Here is a 25755-nt window from a genome sequence, read left to right on the forward strand (position 1 = left end):
GTACGCCTCGGTCCTGTCGGGGGCCAGCGCCCGCAGCCGGGGGTCAGCCCAGGACGGCGACCGCGCCGTCGTCCATCCACACGTAGAGCCGGGGGTCGGCGATGCCCGCCTGGAAGCCCTGGATGTAGACGGGGCTGCGGTCCCCGGCGACCTCGGACCGCAGCTCCTTGGTCCAGCCGAGCCGACCGTCCGACAGCTTGTAGGCCCGCAACGACGTGGCCAGGGCGGGCACGAGCAGGTATCGCCCGTCCGTGGAGAGCTGCTGCGGCTGGAAGTCCAGCGTGGTCGACCACCGGGTGCGGCCGGTCGTCGCGTCGACCGCCTCGATCGACTGGTCGGCGACGAGGTAGAGCACCCCGTGCAGCAGCAGGCCCGCCGACACCGGCTCTCCGCGGTGCCACAGCACCTTCCCGGTGGTCGCGTCACGTCCGCTCAGCCCCGCGGACCCCGAGGGCTGGCTGCCGACCGTGAACACGACGCCCGGTGCCGAGCCGTCGTCGACCGAGAGCCCGCCCGCGATCTCGTCGGTCGGGACGGAGGTGCCGTCGGGCAGCAGGAGCGCGTCGGTGTAGACGCCGGTCGACGTGTAGGAGCTCTCCGCGAGCACACCGCTGCGTACGCCCTGGACCCACGTGCCTGGTTGGAGCGGGACGTCGCGTTCCAGGGTCCCGCCCGCGCCAAGGATCCACGCGTGGCCGTCGACGCCGAGGATGATCCGGTCGCCGATCGGCTGGAGCGACGCGTTCGCTGCGCCCGAGCCGTCCACCTGCACGGGGGCGTCGAGCACCGGCGTCGTGTACGTCCAGAGGGTCGCGCCCGAGACCAGGTCGGTCGCGGTGGCCCGCCAACGCACCGAGCCGGCGTCGCTCGGGGCCGGCTCGTCGCTGTCGGGGGCGATGCTGTGGGTGACGACCAACGCGTCGTCGGTGAACGCGATGGCCGCACCGCCCGGCACGACGGAGTGGTCCAGGACCGCACCGTCGGACGGGTCGACCACCCACGTGGCGGAGTCCGGGGTCGCGACCAGGCCATCCCCGTACTGCTGGGCTTCGCAGGCTGCGAGCACGCGGCCGGCATGCGTGACCGACATGCACCCCACCGACGGTGAGGCCGGGCCGCCACCCGGGGTCACGTCCGCCGCCGGCAGCTGCACGGGGGTGGTCCACCGCACGGCGCCGGTGTCGGTGTCGATGGCGACGAGGTCGACCGTGGCGGCGGCCGTCCCCGTCCCTGAGACCTTGCCACCGACGACGGCACCGTCGATCGACGCGCCCGTCTGCAGCACGCGCCCCAGTGCGGGGTCGGCGCGCCAGATCACCCCGATGTCGGGGCCGGTGGGCGGGACCACGCCGGGGATCGCCGCGAGCGCCTCGAGCCGCGCGCGCTCGCGGGCGTCGACCACCAGCTGGGTCCCGACCAGGGCCAGGACCGCGAGCGCCGCGATGGGCGCAAGCCGACGGACGTTGCGCCGGATCCACGAGGGCCCGCCGCCGTCGGCCGGCGCCCCGTCGTCCGCTGCACCCGGGCGCGTGGGCTCAGGCTCGTCGACGCCTTCGACGAGCTCGACCTCGTGCATCCGGTCGCTCATGAGGCGGACGGTACGCCTCGGTGTGATCGGGAGCCAGCAGTCCTCAGAAGGCGTCGGCGAGGGTCCCGAGCGCCGCGACCAGCTCCTGAGGGGAGGCCACCCGGAACCGGGCCACGGTGGTCCCGTCGCCCACCTTGATCGTCACGTCACGGGGGCCGAGGGCGTCGAAGGCGTGCTCGTCGGTGACGTCGTCGCCGGCGTACAGGACCACGGCCGCGCCCAGCTCGTCGCGGAGCGCCGCCAGCGCCTCGCCCTTGCTGGCCTCGAGCACCGAGATCTCCACGACGTCCTTGCCGTGCAGCACGCCGGAGCCCAGCTGCTCGCCGAGGGCTATCGCCTCCTGCTCGGCCGGCGCCGCGACCGCCTCCTCCGCCAGCCGGGTGTGCAGGACGACGGCGGTCGGCTTGGTCTCCACCCAGACGCCGTCGCGACCGCGCGCGATCCGCAGCGCCTGCGAGCCCAGGGTCGCCAGACGGTCGGCCTGCTCGTCGGAGAGCTGGACCACGTCCCGGTCCAGCCCGAACGTCATGACCCGCGCCCTCTCGGCGCCGTGGCTGCCGATCAGGAACGTGCCGGTGGGCACCTCGGCGAGCGTGTGCAGGTCGTTCATGGACCGCCCGGAGACCAATGCGAGCGAGACGCCGTCGGTGCCCGCCAGCCGGGCGAGCGCGTCGACGCCGGCGGGAAGGATCCGGGACTTCTGCGGGTCGTCCTGCAACGGGGCGAGCGTGCCGTCGAAGTCGAGCGCGACGAGCACGGGGCGGCGGGTCGTGTCGCGGGCCAGCGCCGCGATCTCCTCGTCCAGCGAGAGCGGGCTCACGACGGACCCCCGATCGGCACCGCGTTCAGGGCCGCGAGGAAGTCCTGCGACCACGCCACGACGTCGTGCCCGAGCACGCGTCGTCGCAGGCTGCGCATCCGCTTGCGCGAGTCGCGCGCGTCCATGTGCACCGCGTAGGTGATGGCGTCCTTCATCCCGTCGATGTCGTGCGGGTTGACCAGCACGGCACCGTTCAGCTCGTCGGCGGCGCCGGTGAACTCCGACAGGACCAGGGCGCCGCGGTCGTCCGACCGGGCGGCCACGTACTCCTTGGCGACGAGGTTCATGCCGTCGCGCAGGGCGGTGACCAGCATGACGTCGGCGGCGAGGTAGAGGGCGGCCATCTCCTCCATGGGGAACGACTGGTGCAGGTACTGGACCGGCGCGTGGCCCACCTGGCCGTAGTCGCCGTTGATCCGCCCGACCAGCAGCTCCACGTCGTCGCGCAGCTGCTGGTAGGCGCCGACGTTCTCCCGGCTCGGGCTGGCCACCTGGACGAGCGTGGTGCTGTGTGGGGACAGCCGCTCCTCGCTGAGCAGCTCGCCGTAGGCCTTGATGCGGTGCCGGATTCCCTTGGTGTAGTCGAGCCGGTCGACGCCGAGAAGCAGGAACTCCGGGTCCCCCAGCTCGCGGCGGATCTGCCGCGCCCGTTCCTGGACCTCGTCGGTGCGGGCGAGGTCGTCGAACGCGTGCGAGTCGATGGAGATGGGGAACGCCGCCGCGCGCACGTGCCGGTCGACGTGCCCGTCGGCGTCGGTGATCGTGACGACCTGGCCGCGCGTGGTGAGGTCGGTGAACCGACGGACCACGCGCACGAAGTTCGCAGCGTCGCCGTTGCGCTGGAAGCCGACCAGGTCGGCGCCGAGCAGTCCCTCGACCACCTGCTTGCGCCAGGGCAGCTGCGCGAAGATCTCCAGCGGCGGGAACGGGATGTGGTGGAAGTAGCCGATCCGCACGTCCGGGCGCAGCTCGCGCAGCATCTTGGGGACGAGCTGCAGCTGGTAGTCGTGCACCCAGATGGTCGCGCCGTGCGCGGCCTGGTCGGCGGCGGCCTGCGCGAAGCGTCGGTTGACCCGCTGGTACGCGTCCCACCACTGCCGGTGGAACGCGGGCCGCGCGATGACGTCGTGGTAGAGCGGCCAGAGCGTGTCGTTGGAGAACCCCTCGTAGAACTGCTCGAGGTCGTCCTCGGTGAGCGTGACCGGGATGAGCTCGGTGCCGTCCACGTCGAACGGGTCGAGCTCGAGGTCGGGTGCGCCGCCCCAGCCGACCCAGGCGCCCGACGTGCTCGCCATCACGGGCGCGAGCGCCGTCACCAGCCCCCCGGGCGAGCGCGTCCACGTGGGTTCGCCGGAGTCGTCGAGCGAGACGTCCACCGGGAGCCGGTTGGCGACGACGACGAAGTCGTAGCCGGGCGCGTCGGAAGGCACGTGATCAACTCCTCGGGATGTCGACCGACCTTATCGGGCGGTCCGCGCCACTGCGCGCCGCCATGCCCACGCGCCGCCGCCTCTGTACCGTGCACGGATGGAGCGGATCGGGCTGACACCGGGGTCGGAGATCGGCGGATACACCGTCGTCGCACCGCTCGGCGAGGGCGGCATGGGGACCGTCTACCGGGCCGTCGACGGCGCCGGCGACCCGGTGGCGCTCAAGCTGCTGCGCACGGACATCGGCACCGACGCCGCCGCCCGGACCCGGCTGCGCCGCGAGGTCAGCGCCCTGCAGAAGCTGAGGCACCCCGCCGTCGCCGCGATCCTCGACGCGGAGGCGGACTCGACCGAGGCGTTCATCGTCACCGAGCTCATCCGGGGCGACAACCTCGAGGAGCACGTCCGCGAGCGCGGGCCGTTGGACGCCGCCGACCTGCTGGACCTGGCGGAGGGGCTGCGGGACGCCCTCGAGGCCGTGCACGGCGCGGGCGTGGTCCACCGCGACCTCAAGCCGTCGAACGTGCTGGTGACCGATGCCGGTCCGGTGCTCATCGACTTCGGCATCGCCCAGGCCGCCGACGAGACCCGGGTGACGTCTGCGGGGCTGGTCCTCGGCACCCCCGGGTACCTGGCACCCGAACTCCTCGAGGGCGACGAGCCGAGCGCCACCTCCGACTTCTGGGGCTGGGCCGCCGTGCTGGCATTCGCCGTCACCGGCCGTCCCCCCTTCGGCACGCGCCCGCTCGAGGCGGTCCTGGCCCGCGCGCGCTCCGGCGACGTCGACCTGGACGGCGTCGGCCCGCTGACCGCGTCCGCGTTGCGTCGGGCCCTCGCGCCGGCTGTCGAGGAGCGGACAAGCCCCGCGGACGTCGTCGCGGCCCTCACGCTCGTGGTCGCCGAGGGTGAGCCCGTGGACATCGAGCCGTTCGGTGCCGACGACGAGGCGACGACCGCCTTCGGCCCGCGGGACGTCGTCGGGACCACCGCGCTGGGCGTCGAGCCGGCGACGGTGGCCGTCGGCGCGCTCGGTGCCGTCGGTGCTGCCAGTTCCGTGGTCTCCGCCGCGCCACCCGTGAACGACGGGTTCACGCGCCCGCTCGACGCCTCGGCCGGGTCCGTCGACGAGGAGCCCGACCTCGACGAGGACGAGGACGGCGACGAGGACGGCGTCGACTGGATCGAGGAGGACCTCGACGCGTCCGAGGGCGGGGGCCCCGAGGGATCGGGCTACGTGCGCCCGCCCGCTCGGCGCCGATGGGGCACGCTGCTCGCGTTCGCGGTCCTGACCGGCTCCGCCGGCGCCATCTATCCCGGCGTGACGCTCATCGCGTTCCTGGCGATCGTCATCGCGATCCGGACGATCGGTTCGAGCGTCGAGTCGATGCACGCGCACCGCGAGCGCGTCGGGATCCGTCGCTCGGACCACGCCCGCGCCGTGGCGACCGGACCCTGGCACCTCGTGCGCTCGCTGCTCGGGCTCGTCCCGTCGCTGCTCGTCGCCGCCAGCGTCGTGGTGATCCTGCTGGGCGTCTCGTGGTGGCTCATCGGCGAGGGCCACTGGACGATCGGCGGGTCCCCGTCCGGTCAGGAGCCGCAGGGCCTGACCGCCTCCCTGCTCGTCGCGGCCATCCTCATGATCGGCGTGTGCATCGTCTGGTGGGGGCCGCTGTCCCGGATGACCCGGGTCGGGGCTCGTCGCGTCCTGGCGGTCGTCGCCCCGGGCCGCAAGGGCGCGCTCGTCGCGATCGTCGTGCTGCTCGGTGCGTCTGCGATCTTCGTCACCATGATCCTCACGGGCACCGACATCACGTGGGCCCCGCTGTCCGAGCCCACGCTGCCCTGACCCCGTCGCGCCCGGCCGCGCGGTCGTCGGACCAGTCTCGCCATGCGAAACCGCTCTGGCGCGTCGCTCGTCCCACACCTTTGGGTGGGGCCCTGACCGGGGGCCTGGCGGACGGAGCACGGGTGACGCAGGACGAGGGGTCGGACCGTGTGCGGGACGCGCACAGCGATCCGCAGATCGACGAAGGACGTCGCAGCAACGGCGACCTGGTCCGGTTCGACCACCGCACCGGGACGCTCGGCGTGTACCGCGCCGACGTGATCATCGCGTGGTTCCGACCCGACGAGGGCTACGAGCTGTACCTGCGCGAGGTGGCCAAGTGATCGCACCGGCCAGCCCGTTCGACGCCGCGTTCACCGGCTTCGTGCGTGGCCGCGGGCTGTGGCGCGACGACACCGCCGGCGCGGTCCTGGAGCGGTGGTCGAGCTTCGTCGAGGAGTGCGAGCACGGGTACCGCGACGACGAGTTCGCCTACGCCAACGAGGCGATGTCGCGCACGACGCTCGAGGCCGCTCTCCGGGAGCCGACGTTGGCCGAATTCCCCGAGACGGCGGTCCTGCGCCGCCGGGTCGCCGACCTCGACGCCCGGTTCCGACCGCTGCTGGTCGAGCACGCGCACCGCGGGATCGACATCGACGAGTGGTGGCTGCGAGGCATCGTCCGGTACGCCGGGCACCGGCTGGCGCGGGACTGGAAGCGGTCGTTCGGCTTCGACGTCGAGGTGGTCCGCCACCCGCGTGCCTGACGCCCCTCAGGTGCTACCCCTACGCTGTCGGGCATGACGGCGCGAGGACGGGTGATCCGCACGCTCTCGCGCGCCCGCCGCCCGGCCCTGCCGCTGGCCGCCCTGGGTGTCCTGGCGGTCCTGACGCTCGTCACCGCCGCGGTCGCGGCTCAGGGGCGGGTGGTCCTGCACGACTGCGTGAGCACCGGCGGCGCGTTCGGGGCCCTCGGCCTGCACCTCGCCGTGCTGCAGGACGTCGCGGACTGCCCGGCCGGCTCCTACGGGCTCGGCGGCGTCTCGCGCGGGGCGGTCCTGCTGCTCAGCGTCGCGCTCCCGGTGCTCGTCGGCTACCTCCTCGCCACGGCCTGCGGCGTCGGCCTCTCCGCCGTCGTCGTGCGGGCCGCGCGGCAGGCTCGCGCGCTGCTGCGGGCCGTCCTGCCGTCGCTCGCCGCTGCCGTCGCACCGGTCCCGGTGCGGCCGGGCGCGTCGATCGTCGTCGCGCGGCCGTCCGTGCCGCGCGCCCGGGTGCTGGTCGGGAGCATCGACCGCCGCGGTCCGCCGCTCGTCGCCGCCTGACCCCAGACCCGCCCGACCCCCTTCCCACAGCTACCGGAGTCCACCATGCCCACGAACGAACCACGTCCCACCAAGGCGGTGCGGCGCGACGAGGCCCGCGCCAAGGCCGCACAGATGCGCAAGGAGCAGGAGCGCAAGGCCAGGCGCAACCGCATCATCGGCATCACCGTGCTGGTCGTCGCCGTCCTCGCGCTCGCCTTCATGGTCTGGAAGATCGTCAGCAACCAGAACCAGAACGCGGCCAACAACTCCGAGGTCGTCTACGGCGGCAGCTCCTCGAACGTGATCCCGCCCGCGATCGCCGACGTCAAGGCACCGGCACCCGCACAGGCCAACGGAGGCATCCCGGTCAGTGGCGAGGGCGCCGCCGCCGTCGGCAAGGTGGGCGACGGCGACGTCGTGCTCACCATCTACTTCGACTTCATGTGCCCGATCTGCGGCAACTTCGAGCAGATCAACGGCGACGACGTCGCGTCGATCCTCGCGGCCGGCGGCACGACCGTCGAGTACCACCCGATCTCGTTCCTCGACTCCAGGTCGGCCGGCACCAACTACTCCACCCGCGCCGCCAACGCGGCCGCGATCGTGGCCGACCAGTCCCCGGAGCACTTCGCCGCGTTCGTCAGCGAGATGTACAAGAACCAGCCCGCCGAGGGGTCCTCGGGTCGCACGGACGCCGAGATCGCCAAGATCGCGACCGACCTGGGCGTCCCGACGAAGGTGGCCGACACCTTCACCGACACCGTCAACGGTACCTACCAGACCGGCAGCGCCGCCAACGCGGTCTCGCACGACGGCACGTGGCGCACCATGGCGCCCTGGGTGGCGGCCGGCACCAACCAGATGCAGACCGACATCGGCCAGGTCTCCACGCCCACGATCCTGATCAACGGCAAGGCGTTCACCAACTGGCAGACGCCGGGTGCGCTGCTGGCCGCCGTCAACGCCGCCAAGGGCTGATCCGGCGAATGCACGGGCGCGCCTCCCTCGCGGGGGCGCGCCCGTGCATCTCGTATCCTTGGACCTCGCCCGCCTCCTTAGCTCAGTCGGCCAGAGCACCTGTCTTGTAAACAGGGGGTCATCGGTTCGAATCCGATAGGGGGCTCCACAGCTCAGGTCAGGCCTGTGTCCCGCGTCAGCAGCGCGACGAGCGCGTCCAGCTGGTCGCGGTACTGCGGCGCCCGCGGGTAGTCGTAGTGCGTCGCCACGGAGAACAGGTACGTGGTCAGGTCCTCCTCCGCCGCGGCCCGGTCGACGGGCGAGCCGACGTAGTCGTCGACCGGGAAGCCGATGTAGTCGGAACGGCGCCACAGGTTGCGCCACCGGACCTCGGTGCTGCCGCCGCCTGTCAGGGAGTCGACGACGGTCAGCCCGGGCGGTCGCGGTGTCGGCGGGGCGAGCGTCCACGGGTCCGCGGCCCACGGGCGCGGTGCCAACGAGGCGTGCGTCCCGAGCACCGCCGGGCCGAGCAGCTCGGGGAAGAACCGGCCGAAGTAGGTGCGCAGCTGGGTGCCGTACGTCAGCAGCCCGATCCGCGGGTCGGTGGGTCCTGTCCCGTCCCGGGCGTCCCAGCGCGCGAACATCGCGCCGACGGCCAGGACCGCTCCGATGCTGTGCGCGGACAGGACGACCGCCCGCGGCGGCAGGGCGGCGCGGTCCTCCTCGGGCACGTCGAGACCGCCCAGCCAGTCGTCGATGCGGGAGCGCAGCTCCGGGACGGCACGTTCGGCGTAGCACGGCGGGGCGAACGGGTGTGCCGCCCGGGGCAGGAAGCACATGAGGTCCCACAGCAGCCCCCAGGGCCGGCTCAGCGACTTCTTCGACCCGGCGAGCACGACGCTGGTGAACAGCAGCCCGGCCGCGAGGCAGACGGCCTGCCCCGACCAGGTGGTCATGAACGTCCAGACCGGCCCGCCGCTCTCGTCGAGCACGGTGCGGAGCCCGCGCAGGGACAGCGACGCGGCGATCGCGACGAAGAAGATGGTGGCGAGCGTGCCGGCCACCCGCTCCGCCCGGTGCGCCACCGCGGCGTTGTGCCGGGCCGGCTGCACGGCGGGGTCGGCCGACGTCGACCCGCCCGGAACATCCGGCAGCGGGATGCCGCGCAGGGCTGCTGCGCGCAGCAGCATGACGACGACGTAGAGGGCCAGCACGGCCAGCCCGAGCACGCTGACCACCGCGAAGTCCCGGTAGGCGGTCGCGGGGGCCAGGTGCACCGCGTGGGTCAACGAGACCTGGACCGGCCGCCGCAGCGTGTCGGCGGCGTCGAGCGAGGCCTGCACGTCCTTGTCCAGGGCGACGTTCTCCGGTGCGCCCGGTCGCTCGAGCCAGGCCGTCACCCCCGCGACCGTCGCGGCGCTCAGCACCATCGCCGCCCCTGCGGCCATGCTGAGGAACACGAACGGCGCGTGCCCTCGCCAGCCGAGGAGCCGGCGGTCCGGTTGACGGGCGTTCGCGACGAGGGAGGCGACGACCACGGCCACGCCGGCGACCACGGTGACACCCCAGAGCACGGGCGACAGGGTCGAGTGCCGCCACCACACGGCCGCGACGGACGCGGCGGCGACGACCGCCGTCAGCGAGCCCCACAGCGCGGCCGGCAGATGACCCCGCAGCCCGAGTGCGCACACGCACAGCAAGAAGAGGATGGCGACGAGGACCGTCGGGACGGCGTCGAGCCCGATGAACGGCTCGGTGCCCGTGCTCGGCAGGCGGTCGGCCGGGAGGTCGGGCTGGACCGGCAGGGCGCCGGTGCCGGCGACGCATAGCTCGCAGACGGCGAACACGACGAGGGAGGCCAGGAGCGCGACGACGTCCGGCGTGCGGTTCACGGGCGGAGGCTCCTCGTGCGCGGTGCCGGGCGCGAGGTCGGCGGGGTCGATGCGGAGCATGGCCACACGCAGCGCGGCCGCGAGCAGCAGGGCACCGCCGAGGGCGACCAGCACCGCCCACCGCACGGAGCCGCCGCCGGCCTGCCAGGTGCTCGGTTCGAGGCAGCCGTGCGTGCCGAAGTCGGGACCGAACCAGCACGCCGGCGTGCCGTAGTAGAGGTAGTGCCAGGCCAGCACCACCGTGAGCAGGGCGAACGCGGCCGTCAGGTGGTTCAGCCACAGCGCCCCCGACCGCTTGGCGTGCGCCCAGAACCCGTGTCGTGCCAGGACCGGCCAGCGGCCCTCGTTGGCCCGCTCGGTGTGGTCGCTCGTGCCGCCCGTGGCGCTCGTGATGGACCGGCGGCTCTCGTAGCGCACGTTCCCGGTGGACCCGACGGCGCCCAGCGCGAGGATCGCGAGCGCCGCGCACAGCGCCAAGACAGCGGTGCGTGGGCCGGCGTCCCAGCGTGCCCACGAGTCGAGGAACGAGGGGAGCGCGGCGCACACCTGGACGTGCGGCACGGGCGTGGCGACCACGGGCCCGTAGCACTGCGCGGCGAGCGTCCAGAGCGCCACGGTCGCAGCCGTGGCCACCCACAGGAGCGTGAGCACCAACCCGAACAGGCGGACCAGGGCGCCGGCCGCCGACCCGCGCCGCGTCCCCAGCTTCTCGGTCAGGTCGACCGACCAGTACGCGACGTTGGCCAGGCCGAACGGGATGATGAGGACCCAGAGCGCCCGGATGACGCCCGCGAGCGTGCCGCTGACCGCGCCGAGACCGGGGACGGCGGAGAGCCGTGCCATCGCACCCCACGAGTACGCCTCCCGCCGCACGTTCGGCGGCACGCGGCGGTAGTCGTCGGCGGGGAGCTTCGCGCTGGCGGCCGCGGCGGCCTCCGTCGGCGCCCAGAAGCTGCCGAGGTCGTCGCCGTCCACCTGCTCGACCTGGCCGGCGGTCAGGCCGAGCGCCACCGCCGGCGAGGTGTTGGCGACGCCGTGGATGCGCAGCTCCAGGACGGCGGGCCCGTGGCTCGGTGGCGGCGCGGGCGCCGTACGGGTGAAGCGGGCGAGCAGTCCCATGACGGTCCCCACGTCGGCCGGCCCGGACGGTCCGTCTCGACGTTAGCGGCGCGCGGTCGGGGTGGGAACGTGCCGAACGGGCATTTCACCCCGGTCGTCATTCCGTGCGGAGATCCAGGCCCAGCGCCTCGACGATCACGACCGCCTGTTCCAGCGTGATGATCGCGCGGTCGAGATTGACCGTGGCCGGGTCGATCCCGGACAGCTGGCTGCCGCGAAGGTCGCAGCCCGACAGGTCCGACAGGTGCAGCCACGCCGCCGTGAGGTCGCAGTCGCGCAGGGTGCCTCCCGACGCGCGCAGGCCGGTGAGGTCGGCCTCGCGCAGGTTGACGCCGGTGAACGTGGCCGAGTGCACGTCGGCGCCCGGCAGACCGACGAACGACCAGTTGCCGCCCTCGACCGTGGTGATGTCGAACGTGCAGCCGTCGAACAGGGAGCCGACCATCTTGCAGCGCTCGAACCGGGCGTCGAAGAAGGTCGACCGCGCGAACGTGCAGTTGACGAACGCGGCGTCCGTGTGGACCGACGCGTTGAACTTCGCGTGCCGGAACGTGCACTCCTCGAACACGGCGCCCTGGCCGTGGGCCTCGGTGAGATCGAGGTCGACGAACTCGACCCGCGAGAACGTCGCACCGGTCAGGTCGCGGGCGTACCAGTCCTCACCGCGGACGGAGCTGGTGGTCAGGGGTGCGGGCTCGCCGCCCCGGCGTTCGGCCATCTGACGATCATGACCCATGCCCCCGACACGAGCGTCAGCTGGTGGGCCCGGTCTGCTCGAGCAGTCGCAGCGCGGCGCTCACCCGGGGGTTCCGCTTGGGATCGCTGTCGATGCCCAGCGTCGCGTACATCCCGTTGACGTGGTTCTGTACAGACTTCTCCGTGATGCCCAGCCGGTCGCCGATCCCGGCGTTCGACAGGCCCGCCGCCAGCAGCCGGAGCACCTCGTACTGCCGGTCGGTGAGCCGGGCGACGGCCGATCCGGCTCGCGGTGTCATGCGCGCCAGGAGTGCCGGGTCGAGCACGGTCTCGCCGACCGCCGCGGCCCGGACGGCGCCGACCAGCACCGCCTCGCTCGTCGAGGAGTTCTTGGACAGGTAGCCCCAGCCGGCGGCGACGTCCGGCGGCAGGTCGAGGAGCAGGTCCATCGCATCGTGTGCGGAGAGCAGCAGGATGCCGAGGTCGGGCATGCGGCGGCGCAGCGTGACGCCCAGCGCGATGCCGTTGCCGTCCGGGAGGTCGATGTCGAGGATCGCGACGTCGACGAGCCCCGGCCGGATCATCCGAGCCGCCTCGGTCGCCGTGCCGATCGCGACGACCACGTCGAGACCGAGCGTCGAGGACAGGGTGTGCTCGAGCATGGACCGGAAGAGCGGCTGGTCCTCGACGACGGCGACGCGGATCGGTTGGTGGCTGGGTGTGCTCATCGAGACCAGTATCGTCGGGAAACGGGTCCGACGGCTGCGCACGCGCCCCGCGGAACCGGATGAATCGCGGGTGGCCGACCAGGCATTCCGGCGTTCCCGACGAAGGAGCTCGATGACAACGATGTCGAACGACTCGGCAGCCGCCGTCGCCGCGCGCGTCGAGAGCGAACGACGGGACCGCACGGTCCTCCTGCGGGGCACCGCCGGCATCGCGCTCGGGTACGGCATCGGGGCGGCGCTCCAGGCCACCTACGTCTACTCCGTGTACGTCACCAACTGGACCGTCGTGCCCTTGTGGAGCCGGATCGCCGCGAACGTCGTCGCCGTCGCCGCCCTCGTCGGCACCCTCGCCCTGATCCGCGCTCACCGCGCGCGGAGCGTCGCCCGGATGGTGGGCGCGGTCCTCCTGGCGGCGGCCTCGGCCGCCGCGATCCGTTACGGCGCCCAGCTCGCGATCGGGATCTACCAGGATCCCGAGGGCGCGGTGCGCAACGCGGAGCTCTTCAGCGGCTTCCTGATGGGCACGATCTCCGGGCTGATCGGCATGTGGGCCATGGTCTCGAGGCGGGCGATGCGGGACCAGATCCGCGCGGCCACCCGCGATGCCGTGCACGTCGAGATCGCGATCAAGGCGCTCGAGCAAGAAGAGATCCGCGTGCGGCGCGCCGTTGCCGAGGGTCTTCACGGGACGTTGCAGGCGAAGCTCGTCGTGGCCGATGCGCAGCTCGAGCGGGTGCTCTCGCACGCCGAGGCGGCGGGCCTGGAGGAGGACTATGTCGCTTCGCTGGGGCAGGTGCGCGCCCTGCTCGGCGAGGCTCGCGAGGTCGACGTCCGGGAGATGAGCCGGCTGCTCTATCCCGACCGCCTCGAGCTCGGCCTGGTCCCGGCGGTGCGTGCGCTGCTCGGACGTATGCCGGCGAGCATAGCGACGCGCCTCGTCGTCAGCCCAGCGGTCCGGATCCTGGACGACCCCGCGACCGGCAGCCTGACGACGACCGAACGCCTCCTCGCCGCCCGGGTCGTGGAGGAGGGCGTGACGAACGCGCTCAAGCACGGCCCCGCCGCCACGATCTCGGTCTCGCTCGACGAGCTCGACGCCGTGCTCGTCGTGACGGTCGAGAACGACGGCGAGCTGTACGACCCGCAGGTCGCCGGCTCGGCCTCCGGCACGGCTCGCCTCGACCACCGCGTCTCGCTCGTCGGAGGCACCCTGACGTTGCACCCCGGGCCGGAGCGCGGAGCGCGCCTCGAGGCGCGGATCCCGCTCGGCGTGGGCTGACGCGTTCACCCGTTCGGCCCAGCGAAATCCGGCAGGCGCATCGTCCTTACCCTGTCCGCTTCGCGTGCTCCCGTCGGGTCGGACCCGGTCTGTTCTGGGTGAAAGAAAGCGGCACTTCGGGCGGCCCGGGTGCTGCCACCCACGCTCCGGGCAGGGCCCTGCCGATAACTCCTAATGTCACGGACGGCCGTCCAGGTCGAACGTGAACGGGTGCCGACGTGGTGTCGGAGCCCGCGGCCCCGTCTCATTGGAGTGCATCATGACTTCCCCGATCCCCGGCGAGATCTCCGCCGACCAGCAGCAGGAGCGCAAGCGCAAGAAGCGCGGCGCCATCATCAAGTTCTCGCTCGCCGGCGCGGCCCTGCTGGGCATCGGCGCAGCGGCCACCTCGGCACAGTGGGCCGACGACGCGTGGTTCTCGGCCTCGGCCACCGCGGCGAGCGTCGACCTCCAGGGCAGCGCCGACGGCACCACGTGGCTCCCGGCCAACGACAACACGCACACCGTCGTCGTGGACGTGACGGGCGCGCAGCTCGGTGCGCTGAACCAGGGCGCGGCCGTCGACATCACGCTCTACCTGAAGAACAACGGCGCCCAGACGCTGACGATCACGGGTGGCACCCCGGCCGCGACGGGTCTGCTCTTCACCGCCATCACGACGCCGACCGACGGGCTCGACGGCGCTGCCCCGGTTGTGACCGTCACGGGGGCGCCGACGACGATCGCCGCCGGCGCCACGGCCACCGCCCACCTCAAGGTGACCACGTCCGCCACCTGGTCGAAGGACTTCCGGGCCAAGAGCGGCTCGATCCTCGTCGGGTTCACCGGCAAGTGACCGTCTCGTGGGCGCCGCCGCACGGCGGCGCCCACGACTGTGGAGGGTTCTCATGCGTGCTGTCCGTGCTGTCGGTTCCGGCCTGCTCTGGGTCATCGCCGTCATCGGTGTGGTGTCGGTCCTGATCTGGGGCGCGACCGCTCTTGGTTATGTCCAACCACTCGTCGTCATCTCAGGCTCGATGGAGCCGAAGATCATGACCGGCGACCTGCTCTTCGACACGCCCCACCCGACGAGCGAGCTCAAGGTCGGCGACGTCGTCGCGATCAAGAGCGAGGTGACCGGCAACCTCATCAGTCACCGCGTGGTCAAGGTCGTCGCGACCGGCGGCCACTACGAGGTCAACCTCAAGGGTGACGCCAACCACTCCGAGGACGGCGAGACGTACATCGTCGGCGACTCGGTCCTGCGGCCGGTGCTCCAGGTGCCGCGCGGCGGCTACGTGGTCACCAAGCTGACGGAGCGATCCGTCGTGATCCCTCTGGGCATCACGCTGCTCGCCCTGCTCGGCCTCAGCTTCGCGGTGGGCGAACCGGCCCCGTCGCGCGGCCGCGCCCGCCGAGACCCCACGTCCACCACCGAGGCCGAGGTGGCCTCCACGGGCCCGACCGAGGGCGACGCGACATCGTCAACCACGCCCGCGGTCGACGAGACCGTCCGGTTTCCCGACCGCATCGCCGACCTGTCCGGCGCGCACCTGTCCGGCGCGCACGGATCATGACGACGAGCCGCGTCCGAGCGCTGAGCATCGCCCTCGTGGCGCTGCTCGCCTCGGCGTGCCTCGTGGTCGGGATGAGCGCGGCCGAGGCGTCGAGCTTGCCGCAGTCCGTGCCGCTTCGCGCCACGTTCGTCGACATGTTCCCCGGCGACTCGGCGCACCAGGCGTGGACGGTCGACATCCCGAACGACGCGCGCGTGGCCAAGACCGACGTGGTCGCCACGGGTCCGGGCGTCGCGCACTGGACGGCGACGCTGTGCCCGCGTGCGGGCGGACCATGTGTGGACCTGCTCGCCGTCGGCACCGGGACCGTGATCGACGCGGGCGCCTACGACCTCGGCATCGGCGTCACGCTCGTCTCGATCGACCCAGGGCAGTCCCAGTCGCTCGACGGCCGCATCACGCTGGTCGAGAGCGGCGGCGGAAGCCTGGCCATGACCGGCGCCGACTCGGTCGTCCCGCTCCTCCTGGCCGCCGCCGCTGCCTGCGCGCTCGGCCTCCTGCTCGTCGTCCTGGCCCGGCGCCGGCGTGACGACGACGACGACACTTCTCTCAGCAACGGAGCACGGTCATGACTATCCGCATCCCGCGTCTCGGGCGCCCGAACCCCGAGCACGACAGCCCCTTGCGTCGTGCCCTGCGGAGCACGCGGGTGAAGCTCGCGCTCGGCGGGCTCGTGCTCGTGGGCGTCGGGGCCGTCGCGACATCCGCGGCCTGGACCGACCCGGCCTACTTCAGCACGACCGTGAACAGCGCGTCGGTGAACCTCCAGGGTCGCCTCCAGGGCTCCACGACCTGGCTCGCCGCCGACACCGCAGGCGCGGCCGTGCCGCTCGGCGCGATCACGGGGATGGTGCCGGGCGGGACCCAGACCAAGACCATCGAGCTGTGGAACTCGGGCACGGCGCCGCTCGCGCTCACGTGGGCGACGGCACCGACGTCCATCGTCGACGCGACGTGCTACTCGATCGCCTACTCCACACTGCCGACGAACCTGCCGGGCAACCCCGGTACGTCGACGGCGGCGAGCACCACGACGGCGACGATCACCATCACGCTTCTCTCCACCGCGCCCCAGACCACCTGTGCGAACCAGACCGCGTCGCTCGCAGTCACGGTCCAGGGCACGACGTTCTGACGCGGGCCGGTCGATGAGCGAACGAGTCCTGGCCGCGGTTCGGGGTGCCCGCCCCGGTCGTCGGCGCGCCCGAGGGCTGACGCTCGTGCTGTGCGCGGCACTCGCTGTCGTGTGCGTCGACGCGGCGGCGGCCCGCGTCGAGCCCACCTCGGCCGCGTGGGTGAACCCTGTGTACGCATCCGGAACGGTCGCGAGCGTCGTCGGGCCCGTGCTGAACGGGCGGGTGAGCGGCTCCTACACCCCTGCGGACAAGAGCGACGCCGGCACGGCCGTCGATCTCGGGACCACGCTGGCCGGGCTCAAGCCTGGCAATGCGCCGAGCATCAGCGTCCAGCTGCAGAACACGAGCGGCGCCGGCAACGCCTTGACGCTGGCGAAGGGCCCGGTCTCCGTCACGACCACGGGCGGGTTGACGGGCGGCTGCGCGGTCACCCCGTCCATCGCCAACCCGGGCACCACGTCGCTGAACAACAACGGGACGACCACCTCGTCGGTCTCGCTGTCCGTGCCGACCGGCCTCCTGCCGACATGCTGGAACGCCACCGGCACGCTGGTCGCGAGTTGGACAGGGACCATGGCCGGCAACACGTGGGCGAACCCCGCGTACTTCCGGGGGAACGTGAGCCTCGGTACCTGGGTCTGGTACGGCCAGGTCAAGCTCAGCGGGACCACCTTGTGCCTCGACGTGATCTCGCGCGCCAACGCGGACGGCACAGGTGTCCAGCTCTACGAGTGCAACCAGACGCCCGCCCAGATCTGGACGTTCAACCCCGACGGATCGATCAAGGTCTACCAGTCGGTCGGCTTGAACAACCCGAACGACAACCCGACGCCACGGTGCCTCGAGATCCCGAACCAGAGCACGGCCAACGACGTCTCCATGCAGATCCGTGCATGCGCCTACAACGGCGCCGTCCTGGCCCAGGCGAGCCAGTCATGGTCGCTCGTGGACAACGGGGACGGGACCGTGCAGATCCGCAGCGCGCTGGCGGGCACCAACCCCGCGGGACCGCGTTGCCTGGACGTCCCGAGCACCGCCCTGGTGCAGGGGACGCTCGCTCGCGTGGCCTCGTGCGCCTCCACGGGTCGCTCGCGCTCGTGGGTGCTCTCCGCGGTCCCGACTGTCGCTTACTGAGGACGCGTGGGGCGAGCGCCTCGACGGCGTCGCGACGAGGCCGAGGCGCCACACCTCAGTCCAGCGGACTGAGCTGCGGGCGCTTGGGAACCCGCAGGTCCCCGCTGGAGCGTCCGCGCAACCGTCGGGTGGCCCACGGGTAGACGTGCACGCGGACCCATTGGGCGTCCTGTCGGGCGCGGGCGAGGCGGGGGGTCGGCGGCAGAGGCGTCAGCGGGTCGTCCCACGCCGCGTCGTCGGGCTGGAGCCCGAGGCCGACCAGGGCCGCCTGGGCGACGCGGGCGTGCCCCTCGCTGGTCAGGTGGATGCGGTCGTCGGACCACATCCGCCAGTCGGCCAGCGACCGCATGCCCCAGGTGTCCAGCACGTAGGCGCCGTGCCGACGGGCCATCGACCAGATGAGCGAGTTGTAGATGCCGACGCGGCTCCGGGTCGCGCTGACCAGGGGGCTGCCGTAGGCGTCGTACCCCGTGCCGAGCAGCACGTCGACGCCGGCCTCGCGCAGCCGCACGAGGCGTGCCTCGAGGTTGCGCGCGAGCCGGTCGATGTCCGTGGACGGCCGCAGGATGTCGTTCCCGCCGCCGATCAGGCTCACCAGGTCCGGCTGCATCGAGAGTGCCACGGGGACCTGGTCGACGAGGATCGAGCGCAGCTTCTTGCCCCGGATCGCCAGGTTCGCGTACTGCAGCGTCGGCTCGCCGGCCGCCTTGCGCCGCTCGGACAGGTGCGACGCAAGCAGGTCGGCCCATCCTCGCTGGGGGGATTCCACGCCGTCGGGAGCATCCCAGAGGCCCTCGGTGAAGGAGTCGCCGATGGCGACATAGCGGGACCAGCGGGGGATGGCGGGGTGCTCTGCAGTCACGGCGTCAGTCTGCCAGGGGCCCCGGGCAACCGGTCAGGCGAGCGACCAGTCCACCGGTGCCGCGCCCTGGGCGACCAGGAGCGCGTTCACCCGGGAGAACGGCCGCGAGCCGAAGAACCCCCGGCTGGCGGACAGGGGGCTCGGGTGCACGCTCTCGACGGTCGGCACGTCGCGGAGCGCGGGCCGCAGCGACTGCGCGTCGCGGCCCCACAGCAGCGCGACGAGAGGTCCGCCGCGGTCGACGAGCGCCGAGATCGCCCGTTCGGTCACCTGCTCCCAGCCCTTGCCCCGGTGCGAGGCGGGCGCACCCGGCCGCACGGTGAGCACCCGGTTCAGGAGCATCACGCCCTGGTCGGCCCACGGACTCAGGTCGCCGTTGTCGGGTCGTGCGACGCCCACGTCGGCGACCAGCTCCGTGAAGATGTTGCTCAGCGACCTGGGCAGCGGTCGGACGTCGGGCTGGACCGAGAACGACAGTCCCATCGGGTGCCCCGGTGTCGGGTACGGGTCCTGGCCGACGACCAGCACGCGCACGTCCGCCAGCGGCCGCCGGAAGGCGCGCAGGACGTCGTCACCAGCCGGCAGGTAGCCGCGGCCGGCGGCCACCTCGTCGCGCAGGAACGCGCCCGCAGCCCGGATCTGCGGCTCGACGGGTGCGAGGGCGCGCGCCCAGTCGGCAGCGACGAGCTGGTCCAAGGGCGCGGCAACCACGCGGCGAGGATACGACCCCCGCCACGCCCCCGCCCGCACCACGGCTCCCGCCAACGCCACGACCCCTCGCGAACCATGACCCCGCCGTGCGTGCATCCGTCCGTCCCGGGTGCGTCCGTCGCAGCGAACGCGCTCGGCTCGAGCTCACGAGCTCGCGGCCTCTGGGGGCCGGTCGTCGGGGGCGCGCGCGATGGGCTCCTGGGTGACGTTTCCGCGTGTCGTCCGGGACGCGCGGGCGGTAATGACACGAGTGTCATTCCGTCCTACGATGACGACGTCGAGCAGGTCGCCGAGCACGCCGACCAGCACGCGCACCACGGTTCAGCAGCACCGAGGATCAGCACAGACCACCGGAGGACGCATGGACGCCGCGACGATCTCGATGGAGTCGTACCCGTCCGTCCGCGGTGCCGTCGCGGGCGCGCCGGGCCAGCTGTCGGAGCGCGACGAGCAGGTCCTCGCGTTCGAGCGCCAGTGGTGGAAGTACGCGGGCGCCAAGGAGCAGGCCATCCGCGAGCTCTTCGACATGTCGGCCACGCGGTACTACCAGGTGCTCAACGCCCTGATCGACGACCCGTCGGCGCTGGCGCACGACCCGATGCTCATCAAGCGGCTGCGCCGCATGCGTTCGTCGCGCCAGCGCGCGCGGACGACGGCCCGTCGCCTCGGCGACGCCTGACCCGGCCGACGCGACTGTCGGTGCGAGCCGCGACCTGACTTCTCGTCCCGACCCGTCGGCCTCCCACGCGGTCGCTGGTCTCGGCAGTCCCCGGTCCTCGCGGTCGTTCCGCGTACGTCCCACGGGCCGTGCCACGTGACATGCGCGACGGTGCGAGCCAGTTGGCGCTCCGCGCATGGTCGGAGCCGTTAGCCTGTCCGGCGTGAGCAAGGCCGAGACCCACTACCCCGAGGACGAGTTCGACGTCCCCAACCCCGATGCGGCCCGCGGCGTGCACCGGGCACCGCGCTCGGCGTGGAGCCGGTGGTGGCCGTTCGTGGCGGTGCTCGTCATCGCGCCCCTGATCGCGTACGGGCTGGTCACGCTCGCCTCCCGGCAGGGTGACCTGCCGACGGCCGGGAGCTCGCAGAGCACGGACCCGGCGGCGACCGACAACGCGACCGCGCCGGCCGGCGACGCCCCGACCGACAGCACGGCGCAGTCCCCGGCGGCGTCCGCGCCAGCGGCGCCGACCGCGAACAAGGCGGCGCCGATCGAGGTGCTGAACGCGGCGCAGATCTCCGGCCTGGCCAAGACCGAGGCCGCCAAGCTCACCGGCGCTGGCTTCACGGCGGTGACCACCGGGAACTTCACGGGCACCAAGCCCGCCGACTCGGTCGTGTACTACAAGAGCGAGGACCTCGCGCCGACCGCCCAGCTGGTCGCGACGACGCTCGGCATCACCACGGTGACGCTCTCGGCCGACCAGTCGGGCCCCGGCATCTCGGTGGTCCTGGCCAAGGCTCCGCCCGGCTGAGCAGGTCGAGGCTCGACAGATCAGCACCCTGGTGGCCCGGCGACCGCCGCCACTAGGCTCTCCGGCACCGGACGCCGGCGGAGCGTCCGGGCACCCCAGCTGCGTCGAGGAGCACCGGATGGCTCAGGGCACCGTGAAGTGGTTCAACGCGGAGAAGGGCTTCGGGTTCATCACCCCGGCGGGCGGGGGACCGGACCTCTTCGTGCACTACAGCGCGATCCTCATCGACGGCTACCGGTCCCTCGAGGAGGGCCAGGACGTCGAGTTCGAGGTCGGTCAGGGCACCAAGGGCCCGCAGGCCGAGCAGGTCCGAGCCCTCTGAGCCCGACCGCGTCAGCCCACGGGCCGTCCACCTGCGGGTGCGCGGCCCGTCGTCGCGTCCCACGCCGCGGAGCCGGGTCGCAGACCCGCGTGGTTGCGACGTGACCGCGGTGGACGCGGTGGTCGTCGGCTCCGGGCCCAACGGGTTGGCCGCCGCGGTGACCCTCGCCCGGGCCGGGCTCGTCGTGCAGGTCCTCGAGGCCCAGGACGTGCCCGGAGGCGGCGCGCGGACCCTCGACCTCGGGCTCGCGGACGGCGTCGTGCACGACCTCTGCTCGGCGGTCCACCCGATGGCCGTCGCGTCGCCGTTCCTGCGCGCGTTCGACCTCCCGGCGCGCGGCGTCCACCTGCTGCAGCCGGAGGTCGCCTACGCCAACCCCCTCGACGGCGGGCGTGCGGGGCTGGCGTACCGGTCGCTGGAACGGACCGCCGACGGCCTCGGGGTGGACGGACCGGCGTGGCGGTCGCTGCTCGCCCCGCTGGTCGACGATCCGGACGGCGTCCTCGCGGTCGCGCTCGGCGACCACCGGCACGTCCCGCGGCAGCTCGGCACGGCGCTCGCGTTCGCCGCGCGGCTCCTGGAGCAGGGGTCGGGCGTGTGGGGAGCGCGGTTTCGCGACGAGGAGGCCGCGGCGCTGCTCACCGGTGTGGGCGCGCACGCGATCACGCGGCTGCCGTCGCCCAGTGCGGCCGGCACCGCGCTGCTGCTCGCCCCGCTGGCCCACGCGGGTGGTTGGCCGGTGCCCCGCGGGGGTAGCGGGGCGATCGTCGGGGCGCTGCTGGCGGACCTGCGCGCGCACGGCGGCGAGGTGATCACCGGGACGCGTGTGGACCGTGCGGCGGACCTTCCACCGGCCCGTGCCTACCTGTTCGACACGTCCCCCCGCACCGCGGTCCGGGTGCTCGGGCGACTGCCCACGGGTGTGGCGCGGGGTCTGGTCGCCTTCCCGCGCAGCCGTGGAGCGGCAGCCAAGGTGGACCTGGTCCTGTCCGGACCGGTGCCGTGGGCGCACCCGGAGGTCTCCCGGGCCGGCACGGTGCACCTCGGTGGGAGCCGTCTCCAGGCGGCCGCGGCTGAGGCGGCGGTCGCGTCGGGGCGGCACGCGCAGCGACCGATGGTGCTGGTCAGCGATCCCGGCGTCGTCGACACCTCGCGCGTCACCGCCGCCGGTCTGCGCCCGTTCTGGGCCTACGCGCACGTGCCGGCCGGGTCGACGGTGGACGTCACCGAGGCCGTGATCGCGCAGGTGGAGAGGTTCGCGCCGGGGTTCCGGGACCTCGTCGTCGCCTCGCGGTGCATCCCGGCCGCGCGGTTGGCCGACCACGACGCCAACCTCGTCGGCGGCGACATCTCCGGAGGTGCGGTGTCGGTGTACCGGATGCTCGCGCGCCCCCGGCTCGCCTGGGACCCGTACGTCCTCGTGCCCCCGGGTGGGGCGTCCCCGGGAGCTGCAGGCATGTGGCTCTGCTCGTCGTCGACCCCCCCGGGACCGGGGGTGCATGGTCTGTCGGGCTGGTACGCGGCACGGCAGGCGCTGCGCGACGGGTTCGGGTTGCGTGAGGTGGTCTCGCTCGCACCTGGGGCGTGACGTTCGTCGTCGCCGAGCTCGACCCATCGGCGCGCGATCGGCAGGGCGCAGTGCCGATCTCGCCGAAAAATCGATCTCGCCCGCGCTCGATCGGGCCCGCGGACGTCCGTCGGGACCGGCGCCGAGGCACTGCTCTGGGCGAACGCTGCTTGCACTCTCGGGGGTCGAGTGCTAACCATTGGACTTAGCACTCTCCGGTGGAGAGTGACAGAATCACCACGGCCGTCCGGTGAGGGCCGTCGCACGCGGGACAAGACCGCGGGTGACGTGCTCGTCCGTCGCGGGCACCTACGGCCGACCCGAACCCAGTGAAGGATCACAGCCCCATGGCCAAGATCATTGCCTTCAACGAGGAGGCCCGTCGCGGCATCGAGCGGGGACTCAACATCCTCGCCGACACCGTCAAGGTCACCCTCGGCCCGAAGGGCCGCAACGTCGTCCTGGACAAGAAGTGGGGCGCACCCACGATCACCAACGACGGCGTCTCCATCGCCAAGGAGATCGACCTCGACGACCCGTTCGAGAAGATCGGTGCGGAGCTCGTCAAGGAGGTCGCCAAGAAGACGGACGACGTCGCTGGCGACGGCACCACCACCGCCACCGTCCTCGCCCAGGCGCTCGTGCGCGAGGGCCTGCGCAACGTCGCGGCCGGCGCCAACCCGATCGCGCTGAAGAAGGGCATCGAGAAGGCCGTCGAGGCCGTCACCGCCGCCCTGCTCGCGCAGGCGAAGGAGGTCGAGACCAAGGAGCAGATCGCCGCCACGGCCGCGATCTCGGCCGGCGACCAGGCGATCGGCGACCTGATCGCCGAGGCGCTCGACAAGGTCGGCAAGGAAGGCGTCATCACCGTCGAGGAGTCCAGCGCGCTGGGCCTCGAGCTGGAGCTGACCGAGGGCATGCGCTTCGACAAGGGCTTCCTGTCGGCGTACTTCGTCACCGACCCGGAGCGCCAGGAGGCCGTCCTCGAGGATGGCTACGTCCTGCTCGTCGAGGGCAAGATCTCCAACGTCAAGGACCTGCTGCCCCTGCTGGAGAAGGTCATCCAGTCCGGCAAGCCGCTGTTCATCGTCGCGGAGGACGTCGAGGGCGAGGCCCTGGCCACGCTCGTCGTCAACAAGATCCGTGGCACGTTCAAGTCGGTCGCCGTCAAGGCCCCCGGCTTCGGCGACCGTCGCAAGGCGATCCTCCAGGACATCGCCATCCTCACGGGTGGTCAGGTCGTCTCGGAGACCGTCGGTCTGAAGCTCGACACGGTGGGCCTCGAGGTCCTCGGTACGGCGCGCAAGATCGTCGTGACCAAGGACGAGACCACGGTCGTCGAGGGTGGCGGCGACGCCGCTCAGATCACGGGCCGCGTCACGCAGATCCGTGCCGAGATCGAGAACTCGGACTCGGACTACGACCGCGAGAAGCTCCAGGAGCGCCTGGCCAAGCTGGCCGGTGGCGTCGCCGTCATCAAGGCGGGCGCGGCCACCGAGGTCGAGCTCAAGGAGCGCAAGCACCGCATCGAGGACGCCGTGCGCAACGCGAAGGCGGCCGTCGAGGAGGGCATCGTCGCCGGTGGTGGCGTCGCTCTGATCCAGGCCGGCAAGACCGCGTTCGAGGGCCTCAAGCTCGAGGGCGACGAGGCGACCGGTGCGCAGATCGTGCGCCTGGCCATCGAGGCTCCGCTCAAGCAGATCGCGATCAACGCCGGTCTCGAGGGTGGCGTCGTCGTGGAGAAGGTGCGCAACCTCCCCGTGGGTCACGGCCTGAACGCCGCGACCAACACGTACGAGGACCTGCTGGCCGCGGGCGTCAACGACCCGGTGAAGGTCACGCGCTCGGCCCTGCAGAACGCGGCCTCCATCGCCGCGCTCTTCCTCACCACCGAGGCCGTCGTGGCCGACAAGCCGGAGAAGTCGGCCCCGGCCGGCGGCGGCGGTGGCGAGGACTTCGGCGGCGGGTTCTGATCCGCAGCTGAGTCGCGTCTGAACGAACGGAGCGGGCCGGTCACCTTCGGGTGGCCGGCCCGTTCTGCATGTGTGGCGCCGCGTTCGACGACGGGGCCGTCGGCACCGGCTACTGCCGGTAGCTGGCCAGGAAGTTGCCCATGCGCTCGACGGCCTCGGCCAGCACCCGCGCCTCGGGGAGGGTGACGATGCGCAGGTGGTCGGGGGTGGGCCAGTTGAAGCCCGTGCCCTGCACCAGCAGGATGTGCTCGCTGACCAGGAGGTCGTAGACGAGCTGGGAGTCGTCGTGGATCTCGTGCACCTCCGGGTCGAGCCGCGGGAAGAGGTACAGCGCTCCGGCGGGCCGGACGCAGGTGACGCCCGGGATCGAGGTCAGCCCGCGGTAGGCGACGTCGCGCTGCTCGTGCAGGCGGCCGCCGGGTGCGATCAGGCCGTCGATGCTCTGCACCCCGCCCAAGGCGGCCTGGACCGCGTGCTGCGCGGGGACGTTCGGGCAGAGCCGCGTCGACGCGAGCAGCGTGATGCCCTCGAGGAAGCCCTTGGCGTGGTCGCGCGGACCGGTCACCACCATCCAGCCGGAGCGGTAGCCGGCCACCCGGTACGTCTTGGACAGGCCGTTGAACGTCAGGCACAGCAGGTCGGGCGCCACGGTCGCCATCGGGATGTGCTGCGCGTCGTCGAACAGGATGCGGTCGTAGATCTCGTCGGACAGGACGAGCAGGCTGTGCCGACGAGCGATCGCCGCGATGCCCTCGAGCACCTCGCGCGAGTAGACGGCCCCCGTCGGGTTGTTCGGGTTGATGACGACGAGCGCCTTGGTGCGTGGCGAGACGAGCGACTCGAGGTGCTCGAGGTCGGGCTCCCAGCCGTTCGCCTCGTCGCACCGGTAGTGCACGGGCTTGCCGTCGGACAGCGACGTCATCGCCGTCCACAGCGGGTAGTCCGGCGACGGGATGAGCACCTCGTCGCCCTCGTCGAGGAGTGCCTGCATCACCATCGTGATGAGCTCGGAGACGCCGTTGCCCAGGTAGACGTCGTCGACGTCGATCAGGGGGAAGCCCGGCTCGGTCTCGTACCGGGTCACGACGGCGCGCCGGGCGCTGAGGATGCCGCGCGAGTCGCTGTAGCCGTGCGCGTGCGGGATCGCGGCGATGACGTCCCGGACGATCTGGTGCGGCGCCTCGAACCCGAACGCCGCCGGGTTGCCCGTGTGCAGCTTGAGGACCGTGTGGCCCTCGGCCTCGAGGCGAGCCGCCTCGTCGAGCGCGGACCCGCGGATCTCGTACAGGACGTTCCTCAGCTTCGACGACTGGTCGAGCTTGCGCAGGGTGGCCACGTACCGAGGGTAGACCGGGCGGGTGGGCCGCCTGCACGACCACCCG

At 72.6% G+C, this 25755-nt stretch carries 25 protein-coding genes and 1 tRNA gene; 17 read left to right on the plus strand and 9 right to left on the minus strand.

The genetic code is table 11. The annotated features are described in order from the left end of the window. Positions 1-43: 43 nt before the first annotated feature. The 3 genes from ACPPVS_RS02060 to ACPPVS_RS02070 are packed head-to-tail and all read right to left on the minus strand — an operon-like array spanning position 44 to position 3838. On the minus strand, positions 44-1588 hold the full coding sequence (locus ACPPVS_RS02060; RefSeq protein ID WP_426594308.1) for a PQQ-binding-like beta-propeller repeat protein: 1545 nt from the start codon (positions 1586-1588) through the stop codon (positions 44-46). Positions 1589-1631: 43 nt separating this feature from the next. Then, complete coding sequence (otsB, locus tag ACPPVS_RS02065) at positions 1632-2408, minus strand: trehalose-phosphatase (RefSeq protein WP_426594309.1); 777 nt, start codon at positions 2406-2408, stop codon at positions 1632-1634. After that, positions 2405-3838: an alpha,alpha-trehalose-phosphate synthase (UDP-forming) gene (locus tag ACPPVS_RS02070; RefSeq protein WP_426594310.1), complete on the minus strand. Its 1434-nt coding sequence runs from the start codon at positions 3836-3838 to the stop codon at positions 2405-2407. Before ACPPVS_RS02070 ends, otsB begins: the two co-directional genes overlap by 4 nt. Positions 3839-3935: 97 nt before the next feature. On the opposite strand from ACPPVS_RS02070, the gene ACPPVS_RS02075 reads away from it, so the two are divergent. From ACPPVS_RS02075 to ACPPVS_RS02100, 6 genes are all read left to right on the plus strand, one after another. Beyond that, a complete protein-coding gene (locus ACPPVS_RS02075; RefSeq protein ID WP_426594311.1) occupies positions 3936-5684 on the plus strand; it encodes a serine/threonine-protein kinase in 1749 nt (582 codons plus the stop codon). 122 nt (positions 5685-5806) lie between these two features. Continuing rightward, complete coding sequence (locus tag ACPPVS_RS02080) at positions 5807-6007, plus strand: hypothetical protein (protein WP_426594312.1); 201 nt, start codon at positions 5807-5809, stop codon at positions 6005-6007. Then, a complete protein-coding gene (locus ACPPVS_RS02085) occupies positions 6004-6429 on the plus strand; it encodes a hypothetical protein (protein WP_426594313.1) in 426 nt (141 codons plus the stop codon). Before ACPPVS_RS02080 ends, ACPPVS_RS02085 begins: the two co-directional genes overlap by 4 nt. Positions 6430-6462: 33 nt before the next feature. Next, the gene (locus ACPPVS_RS02090; protein ID WP_426594314.1) at positions 6463-6984 is read left to right on the plus strand and encodes a hypothetical protein; all 522 of its coding nucleotides are present in this window, start codon (positions 6463-6465) and stop codon (positions 6982-6984) included. A 45-nt stretch (positions 6985-7029) separates the two neighbouring features. Next, entirely contained in the window at positions 7030-7944 is a 915-nt protein-coding gene (locus ACPPVS_RS02095; protein ID WP_426594315.1) for a DsbA family protein, read from the plus strand. 71 nt (positions 7945-8015) lie between these two features. Continuing rightward, positions 8016-8092: transfer RNA gene (locus ACPPVS_RS02100), tRNA-Thr, on the plus strand. A gap of 4 nt (positions 8093-8096) precedes the next feature. On the opposite strand, the gene ACPPVS_RS02105 is transcribed toward ACPPVS_RS02100, so the two are convergent. The 3 genes from ACPPVS_RS02105 to ACPPVS_RS02115 form a co-directional block, all read right to left on the minus strand. Beyond that, a complete protein-coding gene (locus ACPPVS_RS02105; RefSeq protein ID WP_426594316.1) occupies positions 8097-10934 on the minus strand; it encodes a hypothetical protein in 2838 nt (945 codons plus the stop codon). Positions 10935-11031: 97 nt separating this feature from the next. After that, the gene (locus ACPPVS_RS02110; RefSeq protein ID WP_426594317.1) at positions 11032-11652 is read right to left on the minus strand and encodes a pentapeptide repeat-containing protein; all 621 of its coding nucleotides are present in this window, start codon (positions 11650-11652) and stop codon (positions 11032-11034) included. Between the two features lie 34 nt (positions 11653-11686). Continuing rightward, entirely contained in the window at positions 11687-12358 is a 672-nt protein-coding gene (locus tag ACPPVS_RS02115; protein WP_426594318.1) for a response regulator, read from the minus strand. 112 nt (positions 12359-12470) lie between these two features. On the opposite strand from ACPPVS_RS02115, the gene ACPPVS_RS02120 reads away from it, so the two are divergent. The 6 genes from ACPPVS_RS02120 (at position 12471) to ACPPVS_RS02145 (ending at position 17463) form a co-directional block, all read left to right on the plus strand. Then, a complete protein-coding gene (locus ACPPVS_RS02120) occupies positions 12471-13637 on the plus strand; it encodes a sensor histidine kinase (protein ID WP_426594319.1) in 1167 nt (388 codons plus the stop codon). 259 nt (positions 13638-13896) lie between these two features. Further along, on the plus strand, positions 13897-14472 hold the full coding sequence (locus ACPPVS_RS02125) for a hypothetical protein (RefSeq protein WP_426594320.1): 576 nt from the start codon (positions 13897-13899) through the stop codon (positions 14470-14472). 52 nt (positions 14473-14524) lie between these two features. Then, entirely contained in the window at positions 14525-15193 is a 669-nt protein-coding gene (locus ACPPVS_RS02130) for a signal peptidase I (RefSeq protein ID WP_426594321.1), read from the plus strand. Beyond that, a complete protein-coding gene (locus tag ACPPVS_RS02135; protein WP_426594322.1) occupies positions 15190-15765 on the plus strand; it encodes an LPXTG cell wall anchor domain-containing protein in 576 nt (191 codons plus the stop codon). Before ACPPVS_RS02130 ends, ACPPVS_RS02135 begins: the two co-directional genes overlap by 4 nt. Next, complete coding sequence (locus tag ACPPVS_RS02140; protein WP_426594323.1) at positions 15762-16328, plus strand: hypothetical protein; 567 nt, start codon at positions 15762-15764, stop codon at positions 16326-16328. The genes ACPPVS_RS02135 and ACPPVS_RS02140 overlap by 4 nt, the downstream gene beginning before the upstream one ends. A gap of 13 nt (positions 16329-16341) precedes the next feature. After that, on the plus strand, positions 16342-17463 hold the full coding sequence (locus tag ACPPVS_RS02145; protein WP_426594324.1) for an RICIN domain-containing protein: 1122 nt from the start codon (positions 16342-16344) through the stop codon (positions 17461-17463). 55 nt (positions 17464-17518) lie between these two features. Here ACPPVS_RS02145 and ACPPVS_RS02150 read toward each other — a convergent pair whose 3' ends face one another. Further along, a complete protein-coding gene (locus ACPPVS_RS02150) occupies positions 17519-18325 on the minus strand; it encodes an SGNH/GDSL hydrolase family protein (RefSeq protein WP_426594325.1) in 807 nt (268 codons plus the stop codon). Between the two features lie 33 nt (positions 18326-18358). After that, entirely contained in the window at positions 18359-19036 is a 678-nt protein-coding gene (locus tag ACPPVS_RS02155; RefSeq protein ID WP_426594326.1) for a uracil-DNA glycosylase, read from the minus strand. 382 nt (positions 19037-19418) lie between these two features. Here ACPPVS_RS02155 and ACPPVS_RS02160 point away from each other — a divergent pair, with 382 nt between their 5' ends. The 5 genes from ACPPVS_RS02160 (at position 19419) to groL (ending at position 24373) form a co-directional block, all read left to right on the plus strand. After that, a complete protein-coding gene (locus tag ACPPVS_RS02160) occupies positions 19419-19715 on the plus strand; it encodes a DUF3263 domain-containing protein (RefSeq protein ID WP_426595862.1) in 297 nt (98 codons plus the stop codon). A 202-nt stretch (positions 19716-19917) separates the two neighbouring features. Then, positions 19918-20511: a LytR C-terminal domain-containing protein gene (locus tag ACPPVS_RS02165; protein WP_426594327.1), complete on the plus strand. Its 594-nt coding sequence runs from the start codon at positions 19918-19920 to the stop codon at positions 20509-20511. Positions 20512-20629: 118 nt separating this feature from the next. Further along, complete coding sequence (locus ACPPVS_RS02170; RefSeq protein ID WP_426594328.1) at positions 20630-20833, plus strand: cold-shock protein; 204 nt, start codon at positions 20630-20632, stop codon at positions 20831-20833. Between the two features lie 100 nt (positions 20834-20933). Then, the gene (locus tag ACPPVS_RS02175; RefSeq protein WP_426594329.1) at positions 20934-22421 is read left to right on the plus strand and encodes a phytoene desaturase family protein; all 1488 of its coding nucleotides are present in this window, start codon (positions 20934-20936) and stop codon (positions 22419-22421) included. A 326-nt stretch (positions 22422-22747) separates the two neighbouring features. Continuing rightward, a complete protein-coding gene (gene groL / locus ACPPVS_RS02180; protein WP_426594330.1) occupies positions 22748-24373 on the plus strand; it encodes a chaperonin GroEL in 1626 nt (541 codons plus the stop codon). 109 nt (positions 24374-24482) lie between these two features. Here the strand turns inward: groL and ACPPVS_RS02185 are convergent, their stop codons facing one another. Then, on the minus strand, positions 24483-25709 hold the full coding sequence (locus tag ACPPVS_RS02185) for a pyridoxal phosphate-dependent aminotransferase (RefSeq protein ID WP_426594331.1): 1227 nt from the start codon (positions 25707-25709) through the stop codon (positions 24483-24485). Positions 25710-25755 lie beyond the last annotated feature (46 nt).

The organism is Cellulomonas sp. McL0617 (genome assembly GCF_049994875.1).
Classification (GTDB): domain Bacteria; phylum Actinomycetota; class Actinomycetes; order Actinomycetales; family Cellulomonadaceae; genus Cellulomonas.

What these genes read in the sequence shown, in the direction of transcription:
- ACPPVS_RS02140 (WP_426594323.1), top strand. Translation starts at nt 15,762, where the DNA reads ATGACTATCCGCATCCCGCGTCTCGGGCGCCCGAACCCCGAGCACGAC.
- ACPPVS_RS02090 (WP_426594314.1), top strand. Translation starts at nt 6,463, where the DNA reads ATGACGGCGCGAGGACGGGTGATCCGCACGCTCTCGCGCGCCCGCCGC.
- ACPPVS_RS02060 (WP_426594308.1), bottom strand. Translation starts at nt 1,588, where the DNA reads ATGAGCGACCGGATGCACGAGGTCGAGCTCGTCGAAGGCGTCGACGAG.
- ACPPVS_RS02145 (WP_426594324.1), top strand. Translation starts at nt 16,342, where the DNA reads ATGAGCGAACGAGTCCTGGCCGCGGTTCGGGGTGCCCGCCCCGGTCGT.
- ACPPVS_RS02075 (WP_426594311.1), top strand. Translation starts at nt 3,936, where the DNA reads ATGGAGCGGATCGGGCTGACACCGGGGTCGGAGATCGGCGGATACACC.
- ACPPVS_RS02160 (WP_426595862.1), top strand. Translation starts at nt 19,419, where the DNA reads ATGGAGTCGTACCCGTCCGTCCGCGGTGCCGTCGCGGGCGCGCCGGGC.
- ACPPVS_RS02095 (WP_426594315.1), top strand. Translation starts at nt 7,030, where the DNA reads ATGCCCACGAACGAACCACGTCCCACCAAGGCGGTGCGGCGCGACGAG.
- ACPPVS_RS02120 (WP_426594319.1), top strand. Translation starts at nt 12,471, where the DNA reads ATGACAACGATGTCGAACGACTCGGCAGCCGCCGTCGCCGCGCGCGTC.
- ACPPVS_RS02135 (WP_426594322.1), top strand. Translation starts at nt 15,190, where the DNA reads ATGACGACGAGCCGCGTCCGAGCGCTGAGCATCGCCCTCGTGGCGCTG.
- ACPPVS_RS02125 (WP_426594320.1), top strand. Translation starts at nt 13,897, where the DNA reads ATGACTTCCCCGATCCCCGGCGAGATCTCCGCCGACCAGCAGCAGGAG.
- ACPPVS_RS02110 (WP_426594317.1), bottom strand. Translation starts at nt 11,652, where the DNA reads ATGGCCGAACGCCGGGGCGGCGAGCCCGCACCCCTGACCACCAGCTCC.
- ACPPVS_RS02170 (WP_426594328.1), top strand. Translation starts at nt 20,630, where the DNA reads ATGGCTCAGGGCACCGTGAAGTGGTTCAACGCGGAGAAGGGCTTCGGG.
- ACPPVS_RS02130 (WP_426594321.1), top strand. Translation starts at nt 14,525, where the DNA reads ATGCGTGCTGTCCGTGCTGTCGGTTCCGGCCTGCTCTGGGTCATCGCC.
- ACPPVS_RS02115 (WP_426594318.1), bottom strand. Translation starts at nt 12,358, where the DNA reads ATGAGCACACCCAGCCACCAACCGATCCGCGTCGCCGTCGTCGAGGAC.
- groL (WP_426594330.1), top strand. Translation starts at nt 22,748, where the DNA reads ATGGCCAAGATCATTGCCTTCAACGAGGAGGCCCGTCGCGGCATCGAG.
- ACPPVS_RS02105 (WP_426594316.1), bottom strand. Translation starts at nt 10,934, where the DNA reads ATGGGACTGCTCGCCCGCTTCACCCGTACGGCGCCCGCGCCGCCACCG.